At 39.1% G+C, this 17,668-nt stretch carries 17 protein-coding genes; 12 read left to right on the forward strand and 5 right to left on the reverse strand.

The window, feature by feature from the left end:
• Both ACP7BU_RS14710 and ACP7BU_RS14715 read right to left on the reverse strand, forming a co-directional pair.
• A partial coding sequence (locus tag ACP7BU_RS14710; protein WP_425880198.1) for a type II toxin-antitoxin system RelB/DinJ family antitoxin occupies positions 1–88 on the reverse strand: 88 nt, incomplete at its 3' end.
• Between the two features lie 660 nt (positions 89–748).
• Positions 749–1,315, reverse strand: coding sequence for a recombinase family protein (locus tag ACP7BU_RS14715; protein ID WP_000678311.1), 567 nt, complete (start codon positions 1,313–1,315; stop codon positions 749–751).
• Positions 1,316–1,630: 315 nt separating this feature from the next.
• On the opposite strand from ACP7BU_RS14715, the gene arsC reads away from it, so the two are divergent.
• The 6 genes from arsC to ACP7BU_RS14745 all read left to right on the forward strand — a co-directional run bounded on the left by arsC (position 1,631) and on the right by ACP7BU_RS14745 (position 5,916).
• Complete coding sequence (arsC, locus tag ACP7BU_RS14720; protein ID WP_004733243.1) at positions 1,631–2,059, forward strand: arsenate reductase (glutaredoxin); 429 nt, start codon at positions 1,631–1,633, stop codon at positions 2,057–2,059.
• 44 nt (positions 2,060–2,103) lie between these two features.
• Positions 2,104–2,427: a metalloregulator ArsR/SmtB family transcription factor gene (locus tag ACP7BU_RS14725; RefSeq protein ID WP_004644742.1), complete on the forward strand. Its 324-nt coding sequence runs from the start codon at positions 2,104–2,106 to the stop codon at positions 2,425–2,427.
• Positions 2,428–2,431: 4 nt separating this feature from the next.
• Entirely contained in the window at positions 2,432–2,905 is a 474-nt protein-coding gene (locus ACP7BU_RS14730; RefSeq protein ID WP_004781073.1) for an arsenate reductase ArsC, read from the forward strand.
• A 5-nt stretch (positions 2,906–2,910) separates the two neighbouring features.
• A complete protein-coding gene (gene arsB / locus ACP7BU_RS14735) occupies positions 2,911–3,951 on the forward strand; it encodes an ACR3 family arsenite efflux transporter (RefSeq protein WP_004644740.1) in 1,041 nt (346 codons plus the stop codon).
• Positions 3,952–3,955: 4 nt separating this feature from the next.
• On the forward strand, positions 3,956–4,660 hold the full coding sequence (gene arsH, locus ACP7BU_RS14740; protein ID WP_004644739.1) for an arsenical resistance protein ArsH: 705 nt from the start codon (positions 3,956–3,958) through the stop codon (positions 4,658–4,660).
• 167 nt (positions 4,661–4,827) lie between these two features.
• Positions 4,828–5,916, forward strand: a complete 1,089-nt coding sequence (locus ACP7BU_RS14745; protein WP_312323504.1) for an ArsO family NAD(P)H-dependent flavin-containing monooxygenase — start codon at positions 4,828–4,830, stop codon at positions 5,914–5,916.
• A gap of 327 nt (positions 5,917–6,243) precedes the next feature.
• Here ACP7BU_RS14745 and feoB read toward each other — a convergent pair whose 3' ends face one another.
• From feoB to ACP7BU_RS14760, 3 genes are read right to left on the reverse strand one after another with little or no spacing between them, the layout of a single operon-like run.
• Positions 6,244–8,073, reverse strand: coding sequence for a ferrous iron transporter B (feoB, locus tag ACP7BU_RS14750; protein WP_425880172.1), 1,830 nt, complete (start codon positions 8,071–8,073; stop codon positions 6,244–6,246).
• On the reverse strand, positions 8,063–8,323 hold the full coding sequence (locus ACP7BU_RS14755) for a FeoA family protein (RefSeq protein ID WP_004665962.1): 261 nt from the start codon (positions 8,321–8,323) through the stop codon (positions 8,063–8,065). The genes feoB and ACP7BU_RS14755 overlap by 11 nt, the downstream gene beginning before the upstream one ends.
• An 11-nt stretch (positions 8,324–8,334) precedes the next feature.
• Positions 8,335–9,615, reverse strand: a complete 1,281-nt coding sequence (locus ACP7BU_RS14760) for a cation transporter (RefSeq protein ID WP_005407391.1) — start codon at positions 9,613–9,615, stop codon at positions 8,335–8,337.
• 90 nt (positions 9,616–9,705) lie between these two features.
• Between ACP7BU_RS14760 and cadR the strand changes: the two genes are divergently transcribed.
• The 6 genes from cadR to ACP7BU_RS14790 all read left to right on the forward strand — a co-directional run bounded on the left by cadR (position 9,706) and on the right by ACP7BU_RS14790 (position 17,454).
• Positions 9,706–10,098 (forward strand): Cd(II)/Pb(II)-responsive transcriptional regulator, encoded by a 393-nt coding sequence (gene cadR, locus ACP7BU_RS14765; protein WP_004281856.1) that lies wholly within the window; start codon positions 9,706–9,708, stop codon positions 10,096–10,098.
• 142 nt (positions 10,099–10,240) lie between these two features.
• On the forward strand, positions 10,241–10,651 hold the full coding sequence (locus ACP7BU_RS14770) for a hypothetical protein (protein ID WP_004733191.1): 411 nt from the start codon (positions 10,241–10,243) through the stop codon (positions 10,649–10,651).
• A 49-nt stretch (positions 10,652–10,700) separates the two neighbouring features.
• The gene (locus ACP7BU_RS14775) at positions 10,701–12,068 is read left to right on the forward strand and encodes a TolC family protein (protein WP_425880171.1); all 1,368 of its coding nucleotides are present in this window, start codon (positions 10,701–10,703) and stop codon (positions 12,066–12,068) included.
• A 1-nt stretch (position 12,069) separates the two neighbouring features.
• Complete coding sequence (locus ACP7BU_RS14780; RefSeq protein ID WP_425880170.1) at positions 12,070–13,320, forward strand: efflux RND transporter periplasmic adaptor subunit; 1,251 nt, start codon at positions 12,070–12,072, stop codon at positions 13,318–13,320.
• Positions 13,310–16,468 (forward strand): efflux RND transporter permease subunit, encoded by a 3,159-nt coding sequence (locus tag ACP7BU_RS14785; protein WP_004733184.1) that lies wholly within the window; start codon positions 13,310–13,312, stop codon positions 16,466–16,468. The genes ACP7BU_RS14780 and ACP7BU_RS14785 overlap by 11 nt, the downstream gene beginning before the upstream one ends.
• A gap of 86 nt (positions 16,469–16,554) precedes the next feature.
• Positions 16,555–17,454, forward strand: coding sequence for a cation diffusion facilitator family transporter (locus ACP7BU_RS14790; protein ID WP_425880169.1), 900 nt, complete (start codon positions 16,555–16,557; stop codon positions 17,452–17,454).
• Positions 17,455–17,668 lie beyond the last annotated feature (214 nt).

The following is a 17,668-nucleotide window of genomic DNA, read 5'->3' on the forward strand; positions in this document are numbered from 1 at the left end:
AATCCGTAGGTGCAATACCTTGCTCTTTAAGGATTGAATAAGATTTTTCTTTAAGGGCTTCATCGATCCTGAAGTTAACAGTAGCCATCATATTTCCCAAGTATTTAATGTACTAGGAATATTGTAATGCAAATTGCATTACAAGTCGACTTCGCATAACAGCCATTATGTTAAATGAAAATAAATGAGTTAAAGAGCAGCTTCTAGCAGAACTATCATTAAAAGCTGAAAACATAGATATATGATTGATGCATATATCATTATCTGAGACATTTTATCTAAACTAAAAAAAGTGTAGCTTATTAAAATATTTAAAAAAATTACTAAAATTGTAGAAAAAAGGATATTCAAAAAATTATTAACTTTATGTTTTTTTATAAACCTAAAGATTATATAAATGAGCAAACTTGATGCTGAATTTATACAAAATATAATTGGGTAAAATAGCATGAAAAAGAAATTTGATATTGAAATTATGAATCCAAATAGATTTAATCCGATAAAAATTTTCCAAAATTTATGCATATTTTACTCATTAATTATCAATTTTTTCTAAAATTAACATAATACACCTTATATGTAATGCTTGATATTTCTCTTTAAATATCATTATATTAAAGCAAGCCGTTCTGGAATATAGGACACCAGAGCGGCTTTTTATTGATTATTCATGTTCCACGCTTAAAATTTGAACAGTGTTTCATGATTTTTATAAGTTAAACTAAATTTAGTTGCTAATCCCAATAAGCTATTCACTAACTTGTAAATATCGGTATACCGCCTGACGACTAATCCCAAAAGCTTTCCCTAATGCCATTTTCGATGGATACTTCCCCTCCTTCCATGCTTGTCGTAAAGCTTCAGCTTGGTCAGGCTTTAGTTTATGCACCCGACCTTTGTACTTCCCCTGAGCAGAGGCGAGTTTTATTCCTTCCTTTTGCCGCTCTAAAATGATCTCACGTTCGAACTGTGCAAAAGCACCCATCATTTGAAGCATCAAATTATCCATCGGGGTGGATTCGGCTGTAAAAGTAATATTTTCTTTTACAAACTGGATGGCGATTCCTCGTTTGACCAGTTTATCTACTTCAGTGACCAAATCTTTTAGGCTTCGCGCAAAACGATCCATTGAATGTACAATCACCCTGTCCCCTTCCCGGACATAGTTCAACATTTCCTGAAATTTAGGTCGGTCAGTATTTTTACCTGAAGCACGGTCAACAAAAATCCGATCAACCTCAATTCCTTCAAGTTGACGTCCAGTGTTTTGCTCGACAGAACTTACCCGGACATACCCTACTTTTTGGCCTTTCACTTTTTCACGCCCCAATTGGATAAAAATGAACAATTTCGTAAATTATAAATCTTTAACACTAAAGTTACATGTTACTTATGATTAAAAATCATTTAAATGATACATAATTTCATGAACTTTCAGATTGTAACTTTAGGGTATACTCTAAATTTACATATTTAAATAACGAGTTTTTTCTCACTCATAAGAATTTGCAAGAATATATATACATTTATTGACATTAAGTAATTTAAATAAAATCAATATACGTATTTACATATATGTGGAAATACGTATATAAGTATATCTGAGTTTCTAATAGCAGTGTTAGTCAAAATGTTCTCGACCATAAAGATTTATCACAATCCTGAGTGTGGTACATCAAGGAATACCTTAGCTTTAATTCAAAATGCAGGAATTGAACCAATCGTTATTGAATATCTAATTACCCCACCTTCGAAAGCAGAATTAATTGAACTTATTCGTAGTGCTGGTTTAAGTGTTAGAGAAGCAATTCGTAAAAATGTACCTCCATATTCTGATTTAGAAATTGTTCGGGAAGATTGGTCTGATGAACAGCTTTTAAATTTTATGCTTCAACATCCTATTTTGATTAACCGCCCATTCGTTGTTACGGATTTAGGTACACGTTTGTGTCGTCCTTCTGAAGTTGTTTTGGATATTCTCCCGTTTCCTCAGAAAGGCGCATTTAGCAAAGAAGATGGTGAAAAAATTATTGATGAAAATGGCCAAAGAATTAAATAGTACTTTCTCATCTCTTGAATGGAAAGAATGTGAAGGAGATTTATATGGATCAAGTTAATTTTTTTAAATGCTTATCAGATGAAACACGTCTCAATATAGTGACATTAATTGTTGAAAATAAAGAACTATGTGTATGTGATTTGACTGAAAAACTACAACTCAGTCAACCGAAAATTTCAAGACATTTAGCCCTTTTACGTGCTTCAGGGCTACTTCAAGATCGCAGACAAGGCCAATGGGTTTACTACAGTATCAATCCAAAATTGGCCAACTGGTGTTATGAAATTTTAGATATTTTGAAGACGGTTCAATCTCAATCAAAGCTGGATGATCAACACCCCCTTTCTGTAAATAGTTATTGTGAGTAATTCAATGAAATTTTTATTTTTATGTACTGGAAATAGCTGCCGTAGCATTTTGTCTGAAGTTTTGTTTAATAGCCGAGCACCAGAAGGTTGGAAAGCCTATAGCGCTGGGAGTAAGCCTTCAGGTCAAGTTCACCCGCTAACTTTAGAAACCCTTGAAAACTTAGGATTATCTACCGAAGGTTTATGGAGTAAAACGATTAATGATTGTGAACAATATCAACCTGATGTTGTGATCACAGTATGTGATTCTGCTGCTCAAGAAGCATGTCCACTTTATTTGGGTGGAGCAATCAAGGCACATTGGGGCTTGGCTGATCCTTCACACTTAGACGTGAATAAAGAAGAAAAAATGAAAGCCTTTATGAGCACTGTTGAACATATCAATCGTCGCTTAGATGCTTTATTTAAACTTAATGTAGATAAACTATCTCGCTCAGAATTGATTGCAGCAATTAATCAAATTTCGAACGTTGAGTAAGTGAAATGTCTGAAAAACGCTTATCTTTTTTAGATCGCAACCTGACGCTATGGATTTTTATTGCCATGGCCTTAGGCATTGCCATCGGAAACTTCTTTCCTCAGGCTTCTGTCGCACTCGATAAATTAAGCATTGATTCAGTGAATATTCCAATCGCGATTGGTCTTATTCTAATGATGTATCCACCACTGGCAAAAGTGAACTATGCGACTTTGCCACAAGTGTTTAAGGATAAGAAAACCCTTACTTTGTCCTTAGTACAAAACTGGCTGATCGCGCCAGTACTCATGTTTGCCCTGGCAATCATATTTTTACATAGTTATCCAGAATATATGACCGGTGTCATCCTGATTGGTCTTGCTCGATGTATTGCCATGGTTCTGGTGTGGAATGGCTTGGCCTGTGGTGATAATCAATATGTTGCAGCATTAGTTGCCTTTAACAGCATCTTCCAGATTCTATTTTTCAGTACCTATGCCTGGTTATTCCTGACCTTCCTTCCACCCTATTTTGGTGTCGCTTCGCAGGTCATTAATGTCGATTTCTGGACCATCACCCATGCTGTTCTGGTTTATCTTGGTATTCCGTTCTTATTAGGTTTCTTAACGCGATGGATTTTGGTGAAACAGAAAGGCGTGGAATGGTATGAAACCAAGTTCATTCCGAAAATCAGTCCGCTGAGTTTAATGGCTTTGCTGTTCACCATTCTGGCCATGTTTAGCCTAAAAGGCGGTGATGTCGTGAGTCTTCCGCTTGAAGTTTTACGCATCGCGATTCCTTTAACCATTTACTTCGTTTTAATGTTCTTCATCAGCTTCTTTATGAGTAAATGGATGGGCAATGACTATCCTAAGACCACAGCAATTGCATTTACCGCAGCGGGGAATAATTTTGAATTATCACTTGCAGTAGCGATTGCAACTTTTGGTATCGCTTCGCCTGTTGCTTTTACCACGATTATTGGCCCACTGGTCGAAGTTCCTGTGTTGATTGCCTTGGTGAGTGTTTCACTCTGGCTGAGAAAGAAAGTTTTTAAAGAGGCCTAACTCTATGAATCTCCCAAATGTAGATCTAAATCTTCTTGAGCAACCCACCTTTGAAAAAGTTCAAGCCAAAGAACTTGCTCATCCTCCGCGAATTTTGCTGCTGTATGGCTCTAATCGAGAACGTTCTTACAGTCGCCTTGCAGTTCTTGAAGCCGGTCGAATCCTTGAGCATTTTGGGGCGGAAATAAAAATCTTTCATCCTAAAGGGCTTCCTTTACCAGAAGATGCGGATACTGAGCATCCAAAAGTAAAAGAACTGCATGAGCTTTTAGCATGGTCAGAAGGCATGGTCTGGTGTTCACCTGAACGCCATGGTTCTATGAGTTCAATCTTTAAATCTCAAATCGACTGGATTCCACTGGCAGGAGGGGCAATCCGTGCTACCCAAGGTAAAACTCTTGCCTTGATGCAAGTCAGTGGCGGATCACAGTCATTTAACAGCCTGAACCAGATGCGTATTTTGGGGCGGTGGATGCGGATGATCACCATTCCAAATCAGTCTTCAGTTCCAAAAGCTTTTTTGGAGTTTGAAGAAGATGGACGAATGAAACCTTCGGCTTTCTATGACCGGATTGTGGATGTGATGGAAGAGTTATTTAAGTTCACCCTACTGACTCGTGGACAAAGCAAATACCTGACAGATCGTTATTCTGAACGCAAGGAATCGGCTGAAGAGTTGTCCAAGCGTGTAAATCAGCGCAGTTTATAAATGCTGGATGGTATTAAATACTGCGCCTCATTGCCAGGTCAGTAACACTTTTATGCTGTACCGATGAAGTGCTGTTAAAGGTACAATGAATATTGTAAAAACCCAGTCTTCATGATTGGGTTTTTACATTAAAGAAGTCAGAGATAAATAAGGAAAAGGTGAAGGCTTTGAACCAGAAACAGACTGAAACTGATGTGATCATTATCGGTGGTGGGCAGGCCGCTTTATCTACCGCTTATTTTTTAAAGCGCAAGAAAATCCCATTCATTATATTGGATGAGCAAAATCAAGCGGGGGGTGCCTGGCTGCATACCTGGGAGTCATTTCGTCTTTTTTCTCCTAATACCTGGAGTTCTCTATCCGGTTGGATGATGCCCATCACTGAACAGACCTATCCAACACGAAATGAGGTGATCCAGTATTTATCGGCTTATGAACAGAGATATCAATTTTCGATTGTTCGTCCAGTACATGTCGATCGTGTGGAATCGAAGGGAAAGTATTTAGACGTATATGCTGGAGAAAAGTTTTGGCGAGCCAAGGTGGTGGTCAGTGCAACAGGGACATGGCGCCAGCCGTTTATTCCTGATTATCCGGGACAGGAAAACTTTCAAGGCACGCAGTTACATTCAGCCCATTACCTGAATGCAGATTCATTTAAAGATAAGAAAGTCATCGTGGTGGGTGGGGGGAATTCGGGCGCGCAAATACTCGCTGAGGTTTCACAAGTTGCTGAAACCATTTGGGTCACAAAAACTCCGCCTCAATTTTTACCTGATGATGTCGATGGTCGAGTACTGTTTTTAAGAGCAACTGAGCGTTTAAAAGTACAACAAGAAGGAAGAAAAGTTGACCAGCCAATAGGTGGCCTAGGTGATATTGTGATGATCGATAGTGTCAAAGAGGCAAGGAATAGAGGAGTCTTACATAGCCGTCCACCTTTTCAATCTTTAGCTACAGATGCAGTTATTTGGCCAGATGGAAAAAAAGAGAAAATTGATGTGATTATTTGGTGTACTGGATTTAAGGCTTCATTAAATCATCTAAAAAGTATAGATATAGTAGAGCGAGATAACTTTGTAGAAGTTCAAAATGGAAGGTCTATTAAGTTACCTAACTTGTGGTTAGTTGGATATGGAGATTGGACAGGTATGGCATCTGCAACATTAATTGGCGTTTCTAGAACAGCGAGAGCTACAGTAGATGAGATCTTCACTTATCTACAAGAAATTAATACTAAAAAATTTTCAGAATAATTATCCATATCGAGTATAAGAATTTTAGAATCGGTTTTGTGTCTAGGCTACTGGGAGCATTCCAATATTTTGATTATTATTTCACTAAAAGTGTCTACAAGATCATGCTCTTCATTAAGCCATAATTTTTGATATTTAAACCTAATTTCATGAATTGCACTAAAAAGAGGGAACTCTTTCATAATTTATAATTAAATTAGAAGTTTTCTTAGGAAGCTGTTTAATATTATTGATATCTATACAGTTTTTCTTGTAAAAGCGCTTCATTTATAGTGAGTATTTCAATAAAATAAGGGAGCTAGCTCCCTTATTTTATTCATTTGCTAATTAAAGATTACTCGCAACTTGATATGTGATGAATGAAAAGATGTAGGCTAATGCAAACAAATAAGTTGCCATAATGATGGGCTGTTTCCAGCTGCCAGTTTCTCGTCTAATTGTTGCTAACGTAGCAAGACAATGGGGAGCAAAAATAAACCATACCAATAATGATAAACCTGTGGCTAACCCCCATCCATCCGGGCCTGAAATTTGACTTAACAGACTTTGAGTTACTGTATCTTCATCACCTGACATCGCATAAATTACCCCAAGAGCAGCAATTACAACTTCCCTTGCTGCCATAGCAGGAATGAGTGCAATACATATTTCCCATGTAAACCCAATAGGCGCAAATATAGGATGAATTAAATGCCCTAACTGACCAGCTAAACTATAGTTAATGGCCGGCATGGTTGCATTATCTGGTGGTTGAGGGAACGTGACTAGCACCCATAACAAGATAGACAGCGCAACGATAATGCCACCAACTCGTTTTAAGAAAATAGTTGCCCTATCATATAAGCCTAATGCAATATTTCTAATATCTGGAATTCGGTATGTGGGAAGTTCAAAAATAAAAATACTTTCAGTTTTATCTTTTCGAACCAACTTCAGAAAGACTGAAACTAATAACGCTGAGACTATTCCCGACATATAAAGACCAAAAAGGACTAATCCTTGCAGACTTAACCAGCCGTAGATTAATTGGTTGGGAATAAATGCCGCGATCAATAAAGCATATACTGGCAATCTTGCTGAACAGGTCATCAAGGGTGCAATCATAATTGTTGCTAATCGGTCCCGTTCAGAGCTGATACTTCTGGTTGCCATAATTCCGGGAATGGCACAAGCAAAACTGGATAGCAGAGGAATAAATGAACGGCCGCTAAGCCCGGCTTTAGACATTAATTTATCTAAAAGAAATGCTGCCCGGGGTAAATAGCCTGACTCTTCAAGCATTAAAATGAAGAAGAATAAAATCAAAATCTGAGGCATATATGCAAGCACGCTACCTGCACCAGCAATTACCCCATCCACAACCAAGCTTTTTAATAGAGGATGTTGGATTAGTGGTCCAATAAAATCACTGAGCCATGCGACAAAATTTTCAATGAATTCTATAAAAGGTGTTGCCCATATAAATACCGCTTGGAACATCACAAACATGGTTAAAGTTAAGATTACTAAACCTAATACAGGATGTAGAAAAATTTTATCTAGAAATGCGGTTCTTTTATCACCATTGTCATTATTTAAAATAACTTGTTTGGTGATTTGTTTGACCTGTTCAAAATGACTTAATTCAGAATGATAAGGAGTAATAAAAAGATTTTTTTGATCTAATTGATTAATTAAATCTTGAATTCCTTTTGTTTTAACTGCGACAGCTTCAACTACAGGGATACCTAACAGTTGAGACAGTTTATCCTTATCAATGGAAATACCACGCTTTTTGACCTCATCCATCATATTTAATACAAGAATCATAGGGCGATTTAAAGCACGAACTTCGAGAACCAAGCTCAAATGTAAGCTTAAATTTGTGGCATCTACGACGCATATAAAAATGTCGGGTAGAATTTCACCTTTTAGCTCGCCCAAACAAACTGCCCTGGTGACTTCTTCATCTAAACTACTAGGTTTTAAACTGTAAGTTCCGGGTAAGTCCAATACTCGTATTGCATCACCAGAAGGTAAGTTAAAAGAACCTTCTTTTCTTTCTACGGTAACCCCAGCATAGTTGGCAACTTTTTGTCGCGTACCAGTAAGTGTATTAAATAAAGAGGTTTTTCCGCAATTTGGATTACCGACTAATGCAATATTCTTAATCTTCATTGGATACTAACTCTACAAAAATTCTTTCAGCTTCATTCTTTCTTAATGCGAATCTTGAAGTTTCAATCTGAACTAAAACAGGATCTCCGCCAAAAACACCTTTAGCGAGTACTTGTAGAGTTTCACCCTCTCTAAAACCTAATAGTTGGAGCCGTTCCAATACGGGATCAGTGGTATGACTGTATTGATTACCTTTTTTGAGATCTCTAATTTTGACGATCTGATTTTGTTTAACTTGAAATAGATTCATTTTCGATACTCTTACTTCAAAGCCAAAATCTTTCGAGCACCATTAAGCACGAATAAAGAAACCAGGATGCCAATGATTAAGTCTGGATAAGCTGATCCCGTCCACGCCACGAGTACACCGGCAAATATAACGCCCATATTTACGACAACGTCATTCGCCGAGAAAATCCAACTGGCTTTCATATGTGCGCCATCTTCTCGATGACCAGAAATAAGATATAAGCATGTCACGTTAGCTATAAGTGCGAGCAGGCCAATAACAATCATGAGCGTTGATTCTGGCTCGCTTCCAAACATGAATCGTCTAATGACATCAATAATCACGATGACAGCAAGTAATAACTGAATCCAACCTGCGAAATGGGCTGCTTTCACTTGATATTTCGCAGCTTTTCCGACGGCATATAGCGCAATACCATAAACGGCTGCATCGGCAAACATATCTAGAGAATCAGCAATCAATCCTGTAGACGCAGCAATAATTCCGCTGATGAATTCTATAAAGAACAGTAGAGCATTAATTCCTAATAACAGTTTAAGTACTTTAGCTTGTCTCACAGGATCAGGTTCATTAGGTATATCGCCTGTAGAAAGCTGTGTTTCATCAAGTTTCGCCCCAAAACCCAGTCCTTCGAGTTTAGCCGTAATTTGCTGAATCCCTTCATTATGGAAGACTTTCAGTTTTCGATTGGGAAGATCAAAAGTAAGACCTTTAACTGCTTCAATATCTGCAAGAGCCATACGGACCATTTGCTCTTCAGCAGAGCAATCCATTTTAGGAATGGTATAGGTACTTGTTTGCTTAGCCTGTTGATTGCTTATATAAGTTTCAGTCTTCACAAGCTTTGCACCAAAACCCAAAGCTTCAAGTTTGGTAGTTATATTTTCATCTTTTTGATTATGTAGAACCTTTAAAGACCGGTTAGGTAAATCAAAGATGAGTTTTTGAACACCATCAATTGAAGATAGCGCCATACGAACCATCTGTTCTTCCGCAGAACAATCCATTTTGGGAACTAAGTATTCACTCATGTAGTGCGAATCTTTTAAAACGTTTTCAGTGCTTAAATTTTCTTTGGGATCAGAACCACAACAGGATTGAGCGGTATCTTCACAACTGTTTGAAGTGTTACAGCAAGGAGATGAAGATTTTTCTTCTTCCTCTTCACCACAACAGCTAGGCGTATTATCACAATTCTTTGAATTGCTTGCTTCTGCAATTGATGGATGATTTTCTTGTTGAGATTTCTTATCTTCGCATGGTGTTTCTTTACTACATCCACAGCCACTCATAGTTATACCCATTAAAAAAATTTATAAACTTTGAATATTAGAATCCCTATAGTTACTATAGAGTCAAGATTTTTTGGAAATACCAACTCAATGCATTTAAAAATTGGTGAACTCTCTAAAAAAACCTCATGTTCAGTATTAACAATTAGGTTTTATGAAAAGGAAGGTTTAATTCCGGAACCCGAAAGAACGGAAGGAAATTACCGCCTTTACGATATAGGCTATGTTGAGCGAATTAAGTTTATTTTGAATTGCCGAACTTTAAATATGAGTTTGAATGAAATTCGTCAATTACTCACCTATAAAGATAATCCCAAGAAAAATTGTTCAGATGTGAATGAATTAATTGACTTACATGTCAGTGCTATCAGAGAAAATATAATCAAGCAACAAAAGCTTATTGAACAATTATCTGATTTAAGAGGTACTTGTGATGGCTTATGTACAATTGACCAATGTGGAGTTCTAAAAAATCTAGCTTGATTATCTAGACCTATGCTTTTTTCAAAAATTCTGTATATCTTTACTTAAGGCTGCAAAAAGATTAAGGTGACTTAAATTTTGTGATCAGATCTTAGATAGATCTGGACAGCTTCTTATTGGTGTTTTAAATACAGATTTGTGTATGAAGAGAAAAACATTTCTAATCCAGATATTGGTACTCTTATTCACATTCCAGAATATTTGGAGTGTGGCAGAGGCTGCGTGTCTGCATGAAATGCCAAACATACCCAATTCAATACTCTCTAATCCAATCGATTTAGACGAAAAGAGTGATAGTCCTCGTCAAGCACTTTATTCCCTAGAAAACTATAAAGAAATCTATGACTATTGTCAGAAGGTTTGTTTTAACGAAAAGTGCAGTCATTTCTCAAATACAATCGTGATTCAGATTGACCCACCCGATGATCTGAAGCTTAAAGCTAATTTTGAGACCGGCATTACCCCAACTTATTTGGGAATAACTTTTTATAAACCCCCTTATCTGGATCAATTAACCCCGCCTCCCGATTTGCCCCTACTATTGGTGGGGTAGTCTTATAAAAGCCCACCACTCCTAATTTCATTATGCGTGGGGCATTTTCATGTCAAAAAACAAATTACATCAGGATACCTCCATCCTGAATTTATCCTGGTCAGCCTTAGGTAGCGGTATCTTGCTATCTGCAATGATCAGCTTCAGTACTTCCGTAGTCGCCAGTACTCAAGATTTAACGCTGCAGCAAGCTATTGAGCAGGTTAACCAATATCAAGCGTCCCAAAATTTCTGGGAAACGCAAAACAGCATTAATGCCACGAATCTTCAGCAAAGTAAGCTGTTTAAAAATCCTGAACTGTCAGTTGAACAAACGGGATTTGGTTCAAATAATGAAAAAGAGCTTACCATTGGCATATCACAACCCTTGGATATTTTTGGTGAGCGAAGAGCAAACCAAAAATTAGCCAGTCTCTCTACAGATAAAACAGCGCTGAAACAGAAGATTTATCAAGCACAAATTGAGCTTGCAGTGAAATATGTATGGTCACAACTGGCCATTGCTGAACTTGAAAAAAACATTGTCAATGAACAACTTCGGGTGAGCCAAGAAAACCTTCAAGCAATCGAAAAGCGCTTTAATGCAGGCAGTATTGCCCAAGTAGATGTAAATCGCGCACGTTTAAGCCATGCTGAAAATATCCGTCTTTTTAGACAGGCAGACTTACAGGTACAAGTGGCCACCCAACAATTATCAAATTTATGGGGTACGTCTGATAAGTCATTGCAGGTAAACCTCTCTTCACAAAAGCTCTGGCCAAAATCGACTCATGGGCAGGTTCAAGAATATTTAGCGGAAAACTACGTTGAGAAATATCGAGCTTTACTGGTATTAGAGTCTCAAGCAACGGTTGATCAACTAAGGGCAAAGGCACGTCCTAACCCCACTTTAAACCTAGGTGTCAACCGCACCCAATCCTTGGAAAACTCCACACAAAATCAATTAGTAGTCGGAGTCAGTGTACCGCTTAATATTTTCGATCGTCAGCAAAATGGCATAAAAATCGCGCAAGAAAAAATGAACTTATTAGAGCGTCAGAAAGAGTTTTATCTGAAGCAAAATGCGCTGCAAATAGGCACAATTTTAACCGAGTTGCAGGGTTTAGAGCTGCAATTCAAAGTCGTTGACGAGACTCAAATTCCTTTGGCGACTCAAGTTCAAAGTAAGACGCTACAAGGTTTCTTGGCAGGCAAGTTTGCTTTAACCGATGTTCAGCAAGCCACGCTTCAATTACAAGACATCCGTCTGCGTAAAGTCCAGTTGTTACGGGATGGCTGGCAAAAGGCCATTGAAGCAGAAAGTTTGAGCTTAGGCATTAGCCCAAGTGAAGTCATGTCGAAAGATGCTATTGCACAAATCAATCAAAACTTATGGCAAGACATACAGGCCATGCCTGTCATTGGTGGGGGAAATTAACATGTTCGATCTTAAAAACAGCTTAAAAAAACAGAGCGGAAAAATCTCTCAACCTCTACTGATTGGTTTGGTCATCGGCGCAACCGTACTCCTCAGTATTTTCTTGATCTTGTCGGGTAAGAATAAATCTGAAACATCAGATGAACATGCAGAGGAAGAAGGCGCAGAGGAACATGGAAGTGAAGAACATGGCGGTGAAACCGAAGAGCATGCAGAAGGCGTGAGCCTGACGGCCAAGCAACTGGTGGAACAGGGCATACAGTTATCAGCGGTCGATCAAGGTCCGGTGGTTAAATTAAGTTCTTATCCTGCCAAACTCAATGTGAATACGGATCAGCAAGCGCATGTCTCACCGAGTTTTAGCGGTCATGTAGAAAATGTTTATGTAGAACTCGGCCAAAAAGTTCAGAAAGGGCAGCCTTTGGCTACATTGCTTGTTCCTGATCTAGTTGATCAGCAGGCCAATCTTAAAATTGAACAAACCAATCTGGAACTGGCGAAACAAGACTTTGAGCGTGAGCGTCAATTGTGGTCACAGGGTATCTCAGCAAAACAGGACTATCAACGGGCTTATAACAGTTATAAACGGGCACAAATTCAGGTTCAAGCGGCCCAATCACGTTTAAGCGCATTTGGTGCAGTGAATGCTAGTAACGGGCGCTATATTTTAAAAGCCCCAATTTCTGGCGTGATCAGTAAAAAGGATTTGGTTCTCGGGGAAAATGTTCAGTTAGCCGATCAACTCTTTACGATAGACCGGTTAGATCAACTCTGGCTTGAATTTATTGTTCCAAATTCTGAAATTATGGGCTTAGCCCCGAATCAAAAGATCGAATTTAAATCCTTGCAAACAGAAAAGGTTTATCAAGCTGTTATTCAGACTTTAAATACTGAAGCGGATATTCAAACAGGTCGTCTTCAGGTGCGAGCAAAAGTTGAATCGAATGCAACCGAATTACGTCCAAACTTGATGGTGAACGTACAGTTGCAACAACGGAGTGAAAGTACCGCATTACGGGTACTTAAGTCCGCAGTTCAGAATGTCGATGAAAAAGATGTGGTTTTTGTCGCCACTCAGCATGGACAAAAAGTTGAATTCAGTCCGCAACCTGTGAAATTAGGGCAATCATCTGGGGAGAGCCAATGGATTGAAGTGGTGAGTGGGCTTAGTCAGGGACAAAAATATGCCGCTCAAGGCAGTTTTTTACTGAAATCCGAGCTGGAAAAAGGAGAGGCTTCACATGAGCACTGAAACTCCTCAAATTCCAGACCACGAATCGGTAAAACCTGAAGGACTGTTTGATCGACTGATCCAGTTTTCTATCCATAACGCAATCTGGGTCATGCTGTTTATTGCGGCTTGGATTGCTATTGGTATTTATAGTTATCAAAAGTTACCGATTGATGCTGTACCAGATATTACCAATACTCAGGTGCAGATTAACACTTCAGCCAATGGTTTTACGGCTTTAGAAATGGAACAGCGGATTACATATCCAATCGAGAATGCCATGTCAGGCATGCCGAAAATGGAACAAACCCGTTCGATTTCACGCTACGGCTTATCGCAAGTGACCATCATTTTTGAAGATGGCACGGATATTTACTGGGCCAGACAGCTTATCAACCAGCGCTTGCAAGAAGCAATGGGAGAAATGCCTGAAGATGTGCAACCTAACATGTCGCCTATTTCGACAGGTTTAGGTGAAATCTATCAATGGGTGATTAAAGCCGAACCAAATGCTAAAAAGCCGGATGGAACCCCTTATTCGGCGATGGATTTACGTGAAATTCAGGATTGGATTGTAAGACCGCAATTACAGCGCGTAAAAGGCGTTGCTGAGATCAACAGTATCGGTGGCTTTAATAAAACCTATGTGGTTGCCCCTGATCTGAACCGATTGCAACAATTGCAAATTCCTTTGTCTGATTTACAAACTGCCTTAACAGAGAATAATGAAAACCGTGGTGCTGGCTATATTGAGAAAAATGGACAACAGCTAACGGTTCGTGTTCCCGGCACTTTAAACACGATTGAAGATATCCAGAACATCAGTATTGCCAATAAAAACGGCTATCCGATTCGGGTGGCAGATGTCGCCAATGTCTCAATTGGTCATGACTTAAGAACAGGGGCTGCAACCTATAATGGTGAAGAAACTGTATTGGGTATTGCCATGATGATGATGGGAGAAAATAGCCGTACCGTTGCTCAAGCCATTGATGAAAAGGTGCAATCGATCCAGCAATCGCTACCTAAAGGTGTGGTGATTGAGACTGTGTATGACCGTACGCATTTGGTTGATCGGGCGATCAAAACCGTTCAGAAAAATTTGATTGAGGGTGCAATCCTCGTCATTGTTATTTTATTTCTCTTTCTAGGTAATTTCCGTGCTGCGCTGATCACGGCTTGCGTTATTCCACTGTCAATGCTGTTTACCTTGACGGGAATGGCAGAGCAGAAGATTAGTGCAAATCTGATGAGTTTAGGGGCACTGGACTTCGGTATTATTATTGATGGTGCAGTGGTTATTGTAGAAAACTGTATCCGTCGGCTAGCAGAAGCTCAGAAGCTGAAAGGTGGTTTACTTAGCCGTTCTGAAAGATTTAAAGAAGTCTTCTTGGCTGCAAAACAGGCGCGTCGTCCTCTGATTTTTGGACAGTTAATTATTTTGGTGGTTTATCTACCTATCTTTACCCTGACGGGTGTAGAAGCCAAACTTTTCCATCCTATGGCAATGACTGTTGTACTGGCTTTAATTGGGGCCATGATTTTATCTGTCACTTTTGTGCCAGCCGCAGTTGCCCTATTTGTCACTGGAGAAGTCAAGGAAACCGAAAGTCGCTGGATGCATTGGCTTAAAACCAAATATGAACTGCTTTTAGATAAAGCCTATGAGCTTCGTTTATTTGTGACTATTGTGGCTGCCTGTATTTTAGTGCTTACGGGCGTGCTAGCCACTCAAACAGGTAGCGAGTTTGCACCTCAACTGGGTGAAGGTGATTTTGCTGTTCAGCAAATGCGTTCCCCAAGTACAGGGTTAGAACAGTCACTGAGAATGCAGGAAAATACTGAAAAGTTACTGTTGAAAGAATTTCCTGAAATTAAAGCGATCTTTGCTCGTACCGGTACAGCAGAAGTGGCCACAGATGTTATGCCACCCAACATTTCAGATGGCGTGGTACTGTTAAAACCTCATGATGAATGGCCTGATCCAAAACAAACGATTGATGAGCTTCGCCAAAGAATGATTACTTTCTTAGCGACATTGCCGGGAAATAACAGTGAGTTCTCGCAACCCATTGAACTGCGCTTTAACGAGTTAATTTCAGGGGTGCGAAGTGATGTGGGTGTCAAATTATTTGGTGATGACATGGAGATTCTAAATCGCGAAGCGAATAAAATTTCTCAAAAAATTAACTCAATTTCAGGCGCGACAGCCGTTAATGTAGAACAGACCAGTGGCTTACCCTTGTTGAATGTAGAGGTGGATAAGTCCAGAGCTGCACAATATGGCTTGTCGGTAAGAGCAATTCAGGATCTGGTAGCTACAAGTGTCGGTGGCCAGAATGTTGGAACAATTTTACAGGGAGACAAGCGTTTTGATTTTGTCATCCGTCTAGATGAATCCCAGCGTAGTCCTGAACAGTTAGCGGTACTTCCTATTCAATTGCCAAATGGTGGTTTAGTCCAACTGCAAGATGTGGCACGCGTTGAAAATATCCTGGGTATTAATCAGGTCAGCCGTGAAAATGGTAAACGTCGAGTGGTTATTACTGCAAATGTAGAAGGACGTGATTTAGGCTCATTCGTAACAGAGCTTCAGAGCACGTTATCCAAACAGGAATTACCAAGCGGTTATTGGATAGATTATGGCGGTCAATTTCAAAATCTGATGTCTGCAAAAGCGCGTATGCAATTGGTGGTTCCGCTCGCATTGTTGACGATCTTTATTTTATTGATGGCTGTATTCCATAATATCAAAGAAAGCTTACTGGTCTTTAGTGGTGTACCGTTTGCCTTATGTGGAGGCTTAATCGCGTTGTGGTTGCGTGACATTCCATTATCCATGTCAGCAGGGGTTGGCTTCATTGCACTATCGGGGGTGGCTGTACTGAATGGCTTAGTCATGCTCACCTTTATCAAAGAGTTGCGACAACAATATGACCTTTATTATGCAACGTGGCAGGGTGCAATTTTGCGTCTTAGACCTGTGCTGATGACCGCTTGTGTGGCGTCCCTTGGGTTTGTCCCGATGGCTTTGGCAACCGGAACTGGGGCAGAAGTACAGAGACCTTTAGCAACAGTGGTTATTGGAGGAATTATCTCCTCTACCCTGCTTACATTGGTTTTATTGCCCGTACTGTACCGCTGGATGAATGAAAAGAAAGTTTCTTAATCCAATAGATTAGTCGATTTACAGCAGAGATATTGGCTGTTATCCAATATCTCTGCTCATCATAAATAGAATAAGGAAAATATTTTATGTCAGAACATCATGATCATAGCCATGCGGTTGTTACTGAAGAAAATAGTAAGAAGTTAATGGTTGCCTTAGGTTTAACGACTACTTTTTTAATAGTAGAAGTTGTCGCTGCTTTTATTACCCAAAGTTTGGCTTTGTTATCTGATGCAGCTCATATGTTTACTGATGTAGCCGCTTTAGCTATTGCTCTTGCCGCTATCAAAATTGGTAAAAAAGCCGCAGATGATAAAAGAACTTTTGGCTATCAGCGATTTGAAATTTTAGCGGCTCTGTTTAATGCGGTGATGCTTTTTGTGGTAGCAATATATATTGTATATGAAGCTTATCAACGTTTTACGAACCCTGCTGAAATTCAAAGTGTTGAAATGATGATTGTCGCGGTCATTGGTTTGGTCGTAAATTTGATTTCAATGAAAATCCTTTCTGCTAGTGCTGAAGGAAGTCTAAATATAAAAGGTGCATATTTAGAAGTTCTTAGTGATGCTCTAGGATCGATAGGCGTGATTATCGGAGGAATAGTTATTTATTTTACCCAGTGGATGTGGGTAGATACCTTAATCGCTGTGTTAATTGGCTTCTGGGTCTTACCTCGAACTTGGGTTTTATTAAAACAAAGTATCCATATTTTGCTTGAAGGGGTTCCTGATGAGATTGATATTGAGTCGTTAAGAAATGATTTATTGATGCTAGAGGGTGTTGAAGGGATTCATCAGTTGAAAGTCTGGGCTATATCTTCAAAAAACATTCATTTAACTGCTCATTTAGTTGCTCCTAATAGCAATCCAGATCAGCTCTATCAAAAGGCCTTAGACGTTCTAAAACATAATCATAGTATTACTGAAATTACGTTACAAATAGAAAGTACGGAATGTAATACATTGGAACAGCATAAACATTAAAGTGCTGCTCTTTCTACATAATGGACAGATGACTAGGCTGATAAACCTTACCATTTTCCTGTATTACACTTCTATTTATCACACGCACTTTAAACGGCACTGTTGCAAATAACCACGAATGGTAAGCTGAAGACTGTTTTAGCTAAAGGTGCAGCATATGAATCCTTTCCATGGTCGGCATTTTCAGGGCGAAATCATTCTTTGGGCTGTGCGC

It is taken from the genome of Acinetobacter sp. 40AMC3-4 (genome assembly GCF_049898185.1).
Classification (GTDB): Bacteria; Pseudomonadota; Gammaproteobacteria; order Pseudomonadales; family Moraxellaceae; genus Acinetobacter.

Coding starts and splice junctions, on each gene's coding strand:
- ACP7BU_RS14775 (WP_425880171.1), top strand. CDS start 10,701: ATGTCAAAAAACAAATTACATCAGGATACCTCCATCCTGAATTTATCC.
- ACP7BU_RS14730 (WP_004781073.1), top strand. CDS start 2,432: ATGAAATTTTTATTTTTATGTACTGGAAATAGCTGCCGTAGCATTTTG.
- arsH (WP_004644739.1), top strand. CDS start 3,956: ATGAATCTCCCAAATGTAGATCTAAATCTTCTTGAGCAACCCACCTTT.
- ACP7BU_RS14755 (WP_004665962.1), bottom strand. CDS start 8,323: ATGAATCTATTTCAAGTTAAACAAAATCAGATCGTCAAAATTAGAGAT.
- arsC (WP_004733243.1), top strand. CDS start 1,631: ATGTTCTCGACCATAAAGATTTATCACAATCCTGAGTGTGGTACATCA.
- ACP7BU_RS14790 (WP_425880169.1), top strand. CDS start 16,555: ATGTCAGAACATCATGATCATAGCCATGCGGTTGTTACTGAAGAAAAT.
- ACP7BU_RS14725 (WP_004644742.1), top strand. CDS start 2,104: ATGGATCAAGTTAATTTTTTTAAATGCTTATCAGATGAAACACGTCTC.
- cadR (WP_004281856.1), top strand. CDS start 9,706: ATGCATTTAAAAATTGGTGAACTCTCTAAAAAAACCTCATGTTCAGTA.
- ACP7BU_RS14785 (WP_004733184.1), top strand. CDS start 13,310: ATGAGCACTGAAACTCCTCAAATTCCAGACCACGAATCGGTAAAACCT.
- arsB (WP_004644740.1), top strand. CDS start 2,911: ATGTCTGAAAAACGCTTATCTTTTTTAGATCGCAACCTGACGCTATGG.
- feoB (WP_425880172.1), bottom strand. CDS start 8,073: ATGAAGATTAAGAATATTGCATTAGTCGGTAATCCAAATTGCGGAAAA.
- ACP7BU_RS14770 (WP_004733191.1), top strand. CDS start 10,241: ATGAAGAGAAAAACATTTCTAATCCAGATATTGGTACTCTTATTCACA.
- ACP7BU_RS14760 (WP_005407391.1), bottom strand. CDS start 9,615: ATGAGTGGCTGTGGATGTAGTAAAGAAACACCATGCGAAGATAAGAAA.
- ACP7BU_RS14780 (WP_425880170.1), top strand. CDS start 12,070: ATGTTCGATCTTAAAAACAGCTTAAAAAAACAGAGCGGAAAAATCTCT.